The 12498-nt window shown below is 67.5% G+C and carries 11 protein-coding genes; 8 read left to right on the top strand and 3 right to left on the bottom strand.

All coding sequences use genetic code 11. The annotated features are described in order from the left end of the window. Nucleotides 1-13: 13 nt before the first annotated feature. Complete coding sequence (locus tag BA895_RS00125; RefSeq protein ID WP_070189872.1) at nucleotides 14-1447, bottom strand: aldehyde dehydrogenase family protein; 1434 nt, start codon at nucleotides 1445-1447, stop codon at nucleotides 14-16. Between the two features lie 189 nt (nucleotides 1448-1636). On the opposite strand from BA895_RS00125, the gene BA895_RS00120 reads away from it, so the two are divergent. From BA895_RS00120 to BA895_RS00095, 6 genes are all read left to right on the top strand, one after another. Next, on the top strand, nucleotides 1637-2458 hold the full coding sequence (locus tag BA895_RS00120; RefSeq protein WP_070189871.1) for an N-acyl homoserine lactonase family protein: 822 nt from the start codon (nucleotides 1637-1639) through the stop codon (nucleotides 2456-2458). A gap of 56 nt (nucleotides 2459-2514) precedes the next feature. After that, nucleotides 2515-2967, top strand: coding sequence for a zinc ribbon domain-containing protein (locus BA895_RS00115; RefSeq protein WP_070189870.1), 453 nt, complete (start codon nucleotides 2515-2517; stop codon nucleotides 2965-2967). A 396-nt stretch (nucleotides 2968-3363) separates the two neighbouring features. Beyond that, nucleotides 3364-3654: a hypothetical protein gene (locus BA895_RS00110; RefSeq protein WP_139142447.1), complete on the top strand. Its 291-nt coding sequence runs from the start codon at nucleotides 3364-3366 to the stop codon at nucleotides 3652-3654. A gap of 36 nt (nucleotides 3655-3690) precedes the next feature. Then, nucleotides 3691-4200, top strand: coding sequence for a PH domain-containing protein (locus BA895_RS00105; RefSeq protein WP_175442209.1), 510 nt, complete (start codon nucleotides 3691-3693; stop codon nucleotides 4198-4200). Beyond that, nucleotides 4197-5705, top strand: a complete 1509-nt coding sequence (locus BA895_RS00100) for a PH domain-containing protein (protein ID WP_070189867.1) — start codon at nucleotides 4197-4199, stop codon at nucleotides 5703-5705. The genes BA895_RS00105 and BA895_RS00100 overlap by 4 nt, the downstream gene beginning before the upstream one ends. A gap of 153 nt (nucleotides 5706-5858) precedes the next feature. After that, entirely contained in the window at nucleotides 5859-6899 is a 1041-nt protein-coding gene (locus BA895_RS00095; RefSeq protein WP_217493781.1) for a heme-binding protein, read from the top strand. A gap of 36 nt (nucleotides 6900-6935) precedes the next feature. Here the strand turns inward: BA895_RS00095 and BA895_RS00090 are convergent, their stop codons facing one another. After that, a complete protein-coding gene (locus BA895_RS00090) occupies nucleotides 6936-8570 on the bottom strand; it encodes an AMP-binding protein (RefSeq protein ID WP_070189866.1) in 1635 nt (544 codons plus the stop codon). A 120-nt stretch (nucleotides 8571-8690) separates the two neighbouring features. Beyond that, the gene (locus BA895_RS00085; RefSeq protein ID WP_175442208.1) at nucleotides 8691-9383 is read right to left on the bottom strand and encodes a GntR family transcriptional regulator; all 693 of its coding nucleotides are present in this window, start codon (nucleotides 9381-9383) and stop codon (nucleotides 8691-8693) included. A gap of 223 nt (nucleotides 9384-9606) precedes the next feature. Here BA895_RS00085 and BA895_RS00080 point away from each other — a divergent pair, with 223 nt between their 5' ends. Continuing rightward, on the top strand, nucleotides 9607-11301 hold the full coding sequence (locus BA895_RS00080; RefSeq protein ID WP_217493780.1) for a long-chain-fatty-acid--CoA ligase: 1695 nt from the start codon (nucleotides 9607-9609) through the stop codon (nucleotides 11299-11301). Nucleotides 11302-11337: 36 nt separating this feature from the next. Beyond that, nucleotides 11338-12495, top strand: coding sequence for an acyl-CoA dehydrogenase family protein (locus BA895_RS00075; protein ID WP_175442207.1), 1158 nt, complete (start codon nucleotides 11338-11340; stop codon nucleotides 12493-12495). Nucleotides 12496-12498: the final 3 nt, after the last annotated feature.

The following is a 12498-nucleotide window of genomic DNA, read 5'->3' as shown; positions in this document are numbered from 1 at the left end:
GTGGATCTCCTTCTCAGACCTGGATCGACTTGATCTCGGTGTACTCGTCCATCGCGGCAACGCCCATCTCGCGGCCGATGCCGGAGTGCTTGTAGCCGCCGAACGGCGCTCGCGGGTTGTACGCAGCGCCGTTGACGTCGATCTGGCCGGTGCGCACCCGTCGGGCGAAGGCGACGCCGTGCTCCTGGTCGCCTGACCAGACGCTGCCGTGCAGCCCGTAGGAGGTGCCGTTGGCGATGGCCAGCGCGTGCTCCTCGTCGTCGAACGGGATGATCGACAGCACCGGCCCGAAGATCTCCTCCTGGGCGATGACCGAGTCGGGGTCGACGCCCGCGAAGACCGTGGCCGACACGAAGTGCCCGTGGCTCGTGGCGTTGCCCTCGGGAAGGGTCGGGTCGTCGACCCCACCGGTCACGAGGGTCGCGCCCGAGTCGATGCCCGACCGGATGTAGTCGAGCACGCGCTTCTTCTGGTTGGCCGACACCAGCGGACCGAGCCGGGTCGCCGAGTCGAGTGGGTCACCCACGGCGAACGTCTCGGCGGCGGTCTTGGCCAGGGCGACCGCCTCGTCGTGCTTCGCGGCCGGCACCAGCATCCGGGTCCAGGCGGTGCAGGTCTGGCCACCGTTGAGGAAGGCGTTGGAGACTCCGACCTTGACGGCCAGGGCCAGGTCGGCGTCGTCGAGGATGACGTTCGCCGACTTGCCGCCCAGCTCGAGGGTGACCCGCTTGACCGACTGGGCGGCCAGCGCCGCGACGCGCGTGCCGGTGGCCACCGAGCCCGTGAACGAGACGACGTCGACGTCGGGGTGGGTGACGAGCGCCTCCCCCACCTCCGGGCCGTAGCCCGTGACGAGGTTGAGCACCCCGGCCGGTAGGCCCGCCTCGTGCACGGCCTCCATGAAGAGGAAGACCGACAGTGGCGCGACCTCGCTCGGCTTGAGCACCACGGTGCACCCGGCCGCCAGGGCGGGGGCGATCTTGGCCGTCGCCTGGTGCAGCGGGTAGTTCCAGGGCGTGATCGCGGCGACAACCCCGGCCGGCTCGCGCACGACGATGGAGTTGCCGATGCGCTCGTCGACGGCCGGTTCGGCGAGCGCCTCTATATAGACCTCGAAGTCGGTGATCGGCAGGGCCGCCTGGATCTTCGTGGCGATGCGCAGTGGGGTGCCGACGTCGAGGGCGATGGTCTTGCCGATCTCGTCCTGCCTCGCGGCGAGGGCGTCGCGCACCCTGACCAGGTGGTCGCGGCGCTCGGCCCGACTCAGGCCCGCCCAGGCCGGAAAGGCCTCGGTGGCGGCCGCGACAGCCGCGTCGACGTCCGCGCTCGTGCCGGCGGGGATGGTCGCGATGACCTCCGCCGTGGCCGGGTTTTCTACAGAGATGGTTCCGCCGCCGATCGACGGCACCCAGGCCCCGCCGATATACAGATCGGATCGAGTCTCCATGGTTTCACTCCTCAGATTGCAGGTTAATCGGGCGCTCATCCAGCCTCGTCGTCATCGCCGGACAGGAGTGCCCGACAGGCCTAAAGAGGGGCCTACGCCATAATTCTTGAGCCTGACCATTGACGGTTATTCTATAGACACGGCACGATGGAGGCGCAAGCCCTTCAACGACGAAAGGTGATTGATGACATGTCGGACGCCGACAAGATCAAGGTGACCATCCTTCCGACCGGTGCGATGCACGCCGACCTCACATGGCTGCTCATCGCCCCGAGCAAAATGCTGAGCCGGTCAGGCGGCACCGAGGTGAAGCGGGACTGGGTCGAGCTGCCCACCCACGTCGTCTACATCGAGCACCCGAACGGCCAGAAGATGCTCTGGGATGCCGGCGTTCCGCGAGACTGGGAGCAGCGCTGGGCGCCCCCTGGGTTCAACGACTTCTTCCCCATCGACACCGTGACCGAGGACCAGTGGCTCGACAGCCGCCTCAAGCAGCTCGAGATCGAGCCGGGTGACCTCGACTACCTCGTGCTGTCGCACCTGCACCTCGACCACGCCGCCAACGCCCAGCTCTGGGCCGGCACCGACACGAAGATCATCGTCGACGAGAAGGAGAAGAAGGGCGCCCTCAGCTTCGACGGCTACAACCTCGGTGCCCACATCAAGGGCGACTACGACGGCCTGCCCCTCGACACGATCGGCGCGGACACCGAGATCATGCCCGGCGTGACGATTTTGCAGACTCCCGGTCACACCTGGGGCACGCTCGCCCTCAAGGTCGACCTCGCCGACGAGGGCACGATGATCTTCGCGTCCGACTCGCTCTACCGTAGCGAGAGCTACGGCCCGCCCGCGGTCGCCGCCGGCATCGTCTACGACACCGTCGCGTGGTTCGCTTCCGTCGACAAGATCCGCACCATCGCCGAGGCCACCAACGCCACGGTCGTCTTCGGCCATGACCCCGAGCAGATCAAGACGCTCAAGACAGGCGTCGGCAACAGCTACACGTGACCAAGTGCTAGCCGACGCTGCGACCGACGATGTGACCGATCCCGAGGAGGCCAGTCATGCCGATCTATGACTACAAGGGTGACTGCGGTCACCGCTTCGAGAAGCTCGTGGCGTCGTGGCGCACCCCCAACCCGACCTGCCCGGCGTGCGGCAGCGAGACGAGGCGGGTGCCGAGTCGGATCGCTCGGATCGGTGGCGTCTCGGCGCCGGAGTCCTACGACGCGGCCCCGACCTCCTGGGACGGGCTCGGGGGCGGCAACAAGGACGCCATCACGCACTGGCGGCGCAAGGTCGAGCAGCGCCAGTCGTTCGAGGCGCGCAACCCCGAGCACCTGACCCGCCGCGAGGCCGTCGCCTCGCACGAGGGGGTCTTCGAGGGCAAGGCCCTGACCTATCGGGAGCTTGCTGCTCGCAGCGCCACGACTGGCGACGCCTCGGTGGGCATGGCGCAGGCCTCCCAGGCGCGCACGCAACCGTCATCGGCGTCACCGAGCCCCGAGGGCGACTGACTCGGAACGCCGAGTACGGCCTCGAGGGCCCCAGCCACGAAGGGTGGTCTGGGGCCCTCTTCCGTGCAGCACAGGACACGGACGCCCACGTCAAGCTCATCCTCATCGGCCTTTCACGTTTGAGCGGTCGCTCAGTACCCGAGGGCTCGAGCGATGAAGATGACGATCTCGGCGATCGTGTAGCCGGAGCTCGACCACTTGAGGATCTGTGACTTGTGACACGGCATCCGAGCTGGAAGAACTGCCTCCGGCTCCTCGCCGCTCCTCGGCACACTCCCGAGCGCCCTCGGTGGCACCTCTCGGCCCAGACGTCGCACGCCGACCCTTGCCGCGCCAGCGTCCCGGCTAGGGACATTGGCACGGGTGCGAGATCATCTTCATACCGAAAGGAACATCGTGTCTCCGAACGTGGCTCTGGCCCTCATCACCGTCGTCGTGCTTGCCGTCCTAGGCCTGCAGATGCTTGCTGGTCGACGGGGGCCGTCGTGGACCGGTGCCATCGCGCCGACACTCTGGGTCGCAGCCGTCGCGATCCTCCTGTTCATGGGCAAGATCGAGACCGGTCGACCCTTGGTCGTCTCGGCGGCGGGGCTACTCCTGCTGCTCTGGATCTGGTTCGACGGGCGCCAGACCCGAACCCGGGCCCAGGCGGTTACCGTCTCCACCCTTGCCGACCCCAGCTCCTGAAGACCCGGTTCCGTGACGCCAGATCACCAGCTCGACGTGGACCCGGTTGGTGCCGGTCGCCCCCAGCCGGATGAGCCACCACTGGCCGCCGACCATCAGAGCCGGCAGCTGCACCCACGTTCGGTGCTGTTCTGGCAGGTCGAGAACGCCGTGCTGGCCCTCGTGCTCGTCGCGCTTGTCGTGGTCTCGGTCCAGACCGCCTGGCCGACGTCCCCGTGGAGTGGTTGGGTCCGGGGAGCCCTGGGGCTCGGCCTCGCCTGCACCCTGTTCGACGCCGCCGTGCTCATCCCCCGCCGGTACCGCTACTACCGCTACACGCTCACCGCCGAATCGCTCCTGATCGAGCGCGGTCGGCTCTTCCGACGCCGACGCGCCTACCCGCTGTCACGAATCCTCTACATCGAAGCCCGCCAAGGTCCGCTCCTGCGGTGGTTCGGCCTCTACACGGTACGGGCGGGAACCATCATCGAGTCTGCCGCAGTCGGTCCCATCGACAAGAACGAGGCCGAGCGGTTCGAGCGAGCCATTCGCGAGCGCTCTCCGTGACCGACCCGCCGACGTTGCACCGCAACAGCCCCCTGATGCTCGTGGTCCGACTCGCTGAGTCAGCCGGGTTCATCGTTCCCACTGCGATCGCCTGGTTCGCGATCCGCACCCGGTGGCAGACATGGTTGGGAGTGCCGATCGATGCCATCGCGCTCACGATCGCCGTACTCGCCGTGGCGGGGCTCCTCTTCGAATGGTGGTTCACGAGGTTCTCTGTCGGCGCCGCCGGCATCATCTACCGCAAAGGCCTTCTCGTGCGGCGCGCGGTGTCGCTCGGGTGGGGGGAGGTGGTCTCGATCCAGGTTTCGCGGTCGCCTGTCGCGCGCCTCCTGGGGTGCAGCAAGGTGATCATCGGAGTCGGTTCCGTGGCGCGGCCAACACTGATCATCGAGGCCGTCACACCGCGTACGGCGGCCGGTTTCGAACGGGACTTTGCGCGCAGCCGCACCCGCGGTCACGCCTCTGAGGTCGTGGCCGGCCGCGATGCGGCGGCTGCCGGAGTTGAGGTTCGTCCAGGTGACGGCGTTGATCTGCGCGAGCCGGGGGCAGGGCTCGTGGATGATCCGGCCAAGGCAACACTGCTCTACCGCATCCGACCTCGCGACTTCCTGGTGCTCTCGGTGACCTACGGACAGTTCGTGCTCGTCGTTCCCTTCCTCATCGGGCTCTACGGCAACATTGCCGACGTTCTTTCTCTTTCCAACACTCCTCTGACGCTGCCCAACCTCGACCTCCCCCTCCCGCTGCTCATCCTGGTCATGCTCATCGCCGCTGCACCTGCGGCCGTGACGTTCGGCGTGGCCGTGGCATGGCTACGGTTCCGACGCTTCGAGGTGCACGACCGCGACGACGGTTACGCAATGACAGGCGGCTGGCTGTCAGACGAGTCCCGGCAGCTGAGTCGCGCGCAGGTGGCCGGACTGAAGGTGCAGCAGAACCCGCTGATGCGCGCCACGGGGTTCGCCCGACTCCGGTTCGCATCCCGACAGTCTGGTGACCGCATCGCCTCCAACATCGTGTTTCCCGCCGTACGGCTTTCATCCGTACGTTCGGGCCTGGAGACGCAGTTCCCGCGCTATGTCGCCGCCCTGTATCGCCCCGACGCCATGCCCCGACCGCTCGGGTGGGCCATGGCGGTCTTCGGAGTGGCCCTGCTTGCCCTGGTCGGCGTGCTGGTTCGCGAAGCACCCGTGTTCCTCGCGGCCGGCTGGATGCTCGTCACCGCCACGGCCCTGCTCGTGGCCGCGAACTACAGCTGGGCGGCGGCATCCATCGACGAGCAGGGGGTGGTCAGCTATCGACGCGGGTTCGTCTGGGTGACCCACTACGCGTTGCCGTGCGAGTCGGTCTACGTTGCCGAGTCGTACTCCGTCTCGTGGTTCCGGGGCAGGTCGCTCGGGCTGCTGTGCCTGGGCATCTACGACTCTCGTCCCGTACGGCTGTGGGTGCCCGTCAGTGAGATGCAGGTGTTCGATCGGATCGTCAGCGACTCCACCACTGGTTGACTACCGGTGGTCCCGCCCATGCGGGCGCGATGTGGTGGGCGTTCGCGAGTGCGGGTGCGGGTGCGGGTGCGGTGACTGGTATCAGCCATGGTTTTGATACCTCCTTGGTGGTGAGACGTTCAGCCGAGCGCCCCCACCACAGGAGGACCAGCCATGACGACGACGAGCACCATGCCGGCATCCCGGATCAACGAGCTGAGGCAACGCGGGCGCCGGGTCGAGGTCGCGCAGACCGGTGACCCCGATCTCGGGCCGCTGCGGCTGCTGCCCGGCACCTGGCGGAACGTGCCTGGCCGTCAGGAGCGGGGCTGGAACATGATCGCCCTGCCGTATGCCGATGGCCCGGCCCACTATCGGCTGTTGGTCAACGAGTACACCGAGGAGCTGAAGTTCACGCTGGTCGACAAGGCGGTGCCCAACCGTGGGATCATGGCCAACCCGCCGGGCGCCACGGCCACCGACCAGCTGGTGGTGACCCTCGACTACGAGCAGATGATCGCGCAGAGCGACTCGGAGGACTTCCCGGTCAGCGGGCTGGCCGGCGGCGCCGGACAGGCGATCCACCACGAGCCGGGGCTGTTGTTGCACATGCTCAACGAGTGCGGCGACCTCGACCTCGCCCGCCTGGCCGCCGTTCCGCACGGCGACACGCTGCTCGCGCTGGGGCGCAGTCGCGTCCATCCCGGCAAGCCGGAGATCCCGAAGGTCAACGGGCTACCCATCGGTCGCATCCGTCAGGACATCGGCTCTGACCCCTACTTCGCTCCCTACGATCACTTCCGTCAGCACCCGTTCGCCGGAACCCGCACCGAGGCGGGCTTCCCCGGCTTCGACCCGAGCCGCCCCGACCGACTTCTCAGACGGGCGAACCAAGGGGTGAAGATCACGCAGACGACCGAGCTGATGGTCGACTCCGAGATCGAGAGCGGTGGCGTGAGCAACATCCCCTTCGTCGTTCGCCAGGCCAAGGCAGACTCCGTGCGGTCGACCTTCTGGATCCAGGAGCTCGAAGAGCTCGACGCCATGGGCCACCCCCGACTGCGCCTGCAGTACCTCCAGGTCGCCGTGCTCGACTTCTTCTCGCCGCGCGGCGACGGGCTGCCGGGTCTGGCTCAGTGGCCGCACGTCAGCATCAACACGCTCGAGAAGGTCGTGGGTTCAGCCGACGCCGCCAAGGCCTCGATGCCGGCCTAGGGATGCCGGTCTAGAGGTGCCGGCCGGCGGCGGGGGTCAGCCGAGGCCGAGCAGGCCCGGCGACCTCTCGCGCATCTCGCGTTTGCGGATCTTGCCGGTGACCGTCATCGGGAACTCGTCGGTGAGGTGCACGTAGCGGGGCACCTTGTAGCGGGCCAGCTTGCCCTCACAGAAGGCCCGCAGCGACTCGGCCGTGATCGGCTCACGGCCCTCCCGCATCCTGATCCAGGCGCAGAGCTCCTCGCCGTACTTCGCGTCGGGAACTCCGATGACCTGCACGTCGACGATGTCGGGGTGGGAGTAGAGAAACTCCTCCACCTCGACCGGGTAGACGTTCTCGCCGCCACGGATGACGAGGTCCTTGAGGCGTCCGACGATGCGGAAGTAGCCCTCGTCGTCCATGACCGCAAGATCACCGGTGTGCATCCACCCGTTGGGGTCGATTGCCTCGGCCGTCTTCGCCGGCGCCTCCCAGTAGCCCTTCATCACCAGGTAGCCCCGGGCACACAGCTCGCCTGGTGAGCCGACCGGCACGGTGAGCCCCGAGACCGGGTCGATGAGCTTGATCTCCACGTGCGGATGCACCGTGCCGACCGTCGACACTCGTCGCTCGATCGAGGCGTCGATCGAGGTGTGCGTCGAGACCGGAGACGTCTCGGTCATGCCGTAGCTGATGGTGATCTGCGAGAGGTGCATCAGGTCGACCACGCGCCGCATCACCTCGGCCGGGCACGGCGAACCCGACATGATGCCGGTGCGCAGCGAGCTGAAGTCGTGCTCGGCGAAGCGGGGGTGCTCGAGGATGGCGATGTACATCGTCGGCACGCCGTAGATGGCCGTGCACCGCTCCTGCTCGATCGCGACCATCGTCGCCTCGGCGTCGAAGGCCGGCGCCGGGATGACGACGCAGCTGCCGTGGGCCATCGACCCGAGGTTTCCCATCACCATGCCGAAGCAGTGGTAGAAGGGCACCTGCACACAGAGCCGGTCGACCTCCGTGAAGCGCTGCACCTCGGTGACGAGAAAGCCGTTGTTGAGGATGTTGTGGTGCGAGAGCGTGGCGCCCTTGGGAAACCCGGTGGTGCCGCTGGTGTACTGGATGTTGATGGCGTCGTCGCGGTCGAGCGTCGCGAGCCGCTCGGCCACGGCAGCGACGTCGGCCGGGGTGTTCGCGAGCGTCTCCCACTCGGGGGTGCCGAAGACGAACACGTCGCGCAGGGCGGCCGCCTCGGGGCGGATCTGCTCGATCATGCTGACGTAGTCGCTCGATCGATGGCTCGGAGCGGCAATCAGCAGTCGGATGCCGGCCTGCTCGAGCACGTAGGCCGCCTCCGGGGCCTGGTAGGCCGGGTTGATGTTCACCAGGATCGCCCCGATCTTGGCGGTCGCGTACTGCACAATCACCCACTCCGGCACGTTCGGCGCCCAGATGCCCACCCGGTCGCCGGTCTCGAGCCCGAGCGCCAGCAAGCCGGACGCGAGCCGGTCGACGTCGGTGTCGAGGGCGCGGTAGGTCCAGCGTCGGCCGCTGGGCACGTCCACCAGCGCTTCCCGGTCGGGGAACTCGAGCGCCACGGCCACGAGACGCTGGCCGATGGTCTCTCCGATCAACGGCAGGTCGGCCGGGCCGCTCGCGTAGCTGAGTTGGTGATGCGCAGGCGTAGTCGACATGTGGCTCACCCTAGGTTCTATAGAAACCAGGGGTCAACGGTTGAGTTCCTCGGATCCAACCTGCGGCGAGACCACCGCGGTGTGGCGCCATCTATAGAGAAGGCCCTCGAGTGAGAACCTCTACTCTACGGACTCTCGCGGGGGCTGCGTCTCGTCGAAGAGCTGGCCTCTGGCCTCCAGCAGGTCGAGCACGAGCGAACGCGCATGCCGGATGTGGGTCGCCATCGCCTCCCGGGTGCCGACCGGGTCTCTGGTCTCGAGCCCGAACATCACGGCCGGATGCCCCTCGCAGCCGGCGCGGGACCACCCGGGGATGGCGCCGTAGGCCTCGAAGGGCACGTACTCCTGCGTCATCCGCAGGTACCAGATGAGCTTCGGCGCGTGACTCGCGCGGTTGATGGTGCGATGCCAGGCGAAGTCGACCCGCTGGGCCTCCTCGAGCCGACCCTCGTTGACCAGTGCCACGATCTGGCGCTGCAGCTCCCACAGCCCGGCGATGTCGTCGTCGGTGAGCTCGGTCGCGGCCCGAGCCGCCAGCTCGCCTGAGATGTAGGCCTGCACGTCATAGACGTCCTGCAGGTCCCGACGGGTCAGTGGCACCGCAGTGAACCCGCGTCCTGGCGAGAGGGTCACGAAGCCCTCCCCCGCGAGCGTCATCAACGCCTCCCTGACCGGGGTCGCGCTGACGTTGAGGCGCTCGGCCAGTCGCTCGGTACGCAGCCGCTCGTAGCCGGCGATCTCGCCGGTCATGATCATCGCGCGCACCTGCTTGGCCACCTGCGGGCTCAGCCGCTCCTTGCGCTCGCTCGTCACCGGCTCCACCTTTCTCGGGGCTGCGCCGAACCGAGCCGCCCGACCATGATGTGGACGGACGGACGAGGGTGCCAGACCACCGATCAGCCGTGAGCTGGGCGGCATCCAGCTGCGGGTTCTGTAGAAGTATGCACCCAAAATACCCGGTTGAGGCTGGCTGAACCCCGTTGACTCCACTGTTTCTATACAGAATACTGGGGTCGTCTTCGATCACGGTGCCACCGTGGTCCACGCTGACGGGAGTGCACCGATGGACGGTCTGATGATGGACGAGCAGCTGCTGCTCACCTCGCTGCTCTGGCGCACCGAGCGACTGTTCCCCGACAAGAAGATCATCACCCGCCTCGAGACGGGCAGGTACCACGAGTACACCTACGGCGACTTCGCCAAGCGGGTGCGCCGGCTCGCCTCGGCCCTGACCAAGCTCGGCGTGCAGCCCGGCGAGCGCGTCGGCACCCTCGCCTGGAACCACTACCGGCACTTCGAGCTCTACTACGCCATCCCGGGCGTGCAGGCGGTCTGTCACACGATCAACCTGCGCCTGTTCCCCGACCAGCAGCGCTACATCGTCAACCACGCCGAAGACAGCATCCTCTTTCTCGACGTCGACCAGATCCCGGTGGTCGAGGCCTTGGTCGCCGACGGCATCCCGACGGTCAAGCAGTTCGTCATCATGTGCGACGGCGAGCTGCCGCAGACCACCCTCTCTCCCGTGCTGTCGTACGAGCAGCTGCTCGAGACCGGCGACGAGGGGTTCGAGTTTCCCGACTTCAGCGAACGCGCAGCGGCCGCCATGTGCTACACCTCCGCGACGACCGGCCTGCCCAAGGGTGTGGTGTTCAGCCACCGGGGCATCGTGCTGCAGACGATGCTGATGGCGACCCACGACAAGATCGGCCTGTCGGAGAACCAGGTCTGGATGGAAGTCGCCCCGATGTTCCACTGCAACGGCTGGAACCTGCCGCACGCCTGCCTCATGCAGGGCGCGAACATCGTCTTCCTCGGCATCCACCCCACCTCCATCGACCACGTCCAGACCATCCGCGACCTGAGGGTCACCGGCATCAACGCGGCCGTCACGGTCGGCAGCATGATCCGCGACTTCGTCACCGCGAGCAGCGAGGAGTGGGACCTCAGCTCGCTCGACACCCTGTGGCTCGGTGGGTCTGCGCCCTCTCGGGCGGTCATGGAGTGGTTCCAGAACACCTACGACACGTTCGTGCTGCAGGGCTACGGGCACACCGAGTCGTCGCCGCAGATCTGCTTCAACTACATCAAGACGACCCTGGCCGACGAGCCGGAGGAAGACCGCTGGGCCCGGCGCCAGACGGGCGGAATCCCCTTCCCGCTCATGAAGGTTCGCATCGTCGACGACTTCGGCGAGGAGCTGCCCTGGGACGGCACGAGCATGGGCCACATCCACGTGCGCTCCCCCTACACGGCGAGCGCCTACTACAACGACGAACGCACCAAGGACGCCATCGTCGACGGCTGGCTCAACACGGGCGACATCGGCTGCATCGACCCGCAGGGCTTCATCATCCTCAAGGACCGTCAGAAGGACCTCATCAAGTCGGGAGGTGAGTGGATCTCCTCGATCGACCTCGAGAACGCCCTCATGTCACACCCGAAGGTGCGCGAGGCGTCGGTGTTCGCGGTGCCGAACGAGAAGTGGAACGAGCGACCCGTCGCCTGTGTCGTGCCCAAGTCTGACGACGACCTCCCGACCCGCGACGAGCTCGCCGCCTTTCTCGGCCAGAGCTTCGCCAAGTGGTGGCTGCCCGACGAGTACATCTACATCACCGAGGTTCCGAAGACCTCAGTGGGCAAGTACGACAAGAAGCGGCTGCGCAGCATGGTCGCCGAGGGAGGACTCTCACAGGTCGAGGCCACGATCGGGCTCGCGCCGCGAGGCTGACCTGCCGTTCACCACCCCCCAACGAGAGGAACCAGCGTGGAGCAGCTGCCCGATGAGGAACGCGCACTCGTCGACGTCGTTCGCGACTTCGTCGACCGCGAGGTCAAGCCGGTCGTGCAGCAGCTGGACCACGAAAACACCTATCCCGAGAAGCTCATCGAGCAGATGAAGGGCCTCGGGCTCTACGGTCTGGCGGTCCCTGAGCCGTGGGGGGCCGGCCAGATCTCGAGCTCGGCCTACGTGCTCGTCACCGAGGAGCTCGCCCGCGGCTGGATGAGCCTCGCCGGCGCGATGGGCGGGCACACCGTCGTCTGCTCGCTGCTGCTGGCTTACGGCACCCAGGCGCAGCGCGACCGCTACCTGCCTCGGCTGGCGACGGGCGAGCTGCGCGCGACGATGGCGCTGACCGAGCCGGGCGGCGGGTCTGACCTTCAGGCCATGCGAACGACAGCGCGTCGGGTCGGTGACGAGTACGTCGTCAACGGCTCCAAGACCTGGATCAGCAACGCCCGGCGGTCGGGCCTGGTCGCGTTGCTCTGCAAGACCGACCCCTCGGCGAGCCCGGCCCACTCGGGAATCAGCATCCTGTTGTGCGAGAAGGTCGCCGGCTTCGAGGTGTCACGCGACCTGCCCAAGCTCGGCTACAAGGGGATCGAGAGCTGCGAGCTGTCGTTCGACGACATGCACGTGCCGGTCGACGCCCTCCTCGGGGATGCCGAGGGGCAGGGCTTCGCACAGATGATGCGCGGGCTCGAGACCGGCCGCCTGCAGGTCGCCGGTCGGGCTCTCGGCGTCGGCCGGGCTGCGCTCGAAGACGCGCTCGCCTACGCCCAGACCCGGGAGAGCTTCGGCAAGCCGATCTGGAAGCACCAGGCCATCGGGCACTACCTCGCCGACATGGCCACCAAGCTCGAGGCCGCCCGCCAGCTGACCCTGCACGCCGCGCGCACCTACGACTCCGGGCGCCGAGCGGACCTGGAGGCGGGCATGGCCAAGCTGCTCGCCTCGGAGACAGCCATGGAGATCGCCCTCAACGCGATCCGCATCCACGGGGGCTACGGCTACTCGACGGAGTTCGACGTCGAGCGCTACTTCCGCGACGCCCCCCTCATGATCGTCGGCGAGGGCACCAACGAGATCCAGCGCAACGTGATCGCCCAGCAGCTGGTCAAGCGCGGCAGCGTCGCGCCGTGAGGT

Source organism: Humibacillus sp. DSM 29435, from assembly GCF_001758225.1.
Taxonomy (GTDB): Bacteria; Actinomycetota; Actinomycetes; order Actinomycetales; family Dermatophilaceae; genus DSM-29435.
Note: the sequence above shows the minus strand (reverse complement) of the source record. Positions and strands in the feature narration are given on the sequence as shown.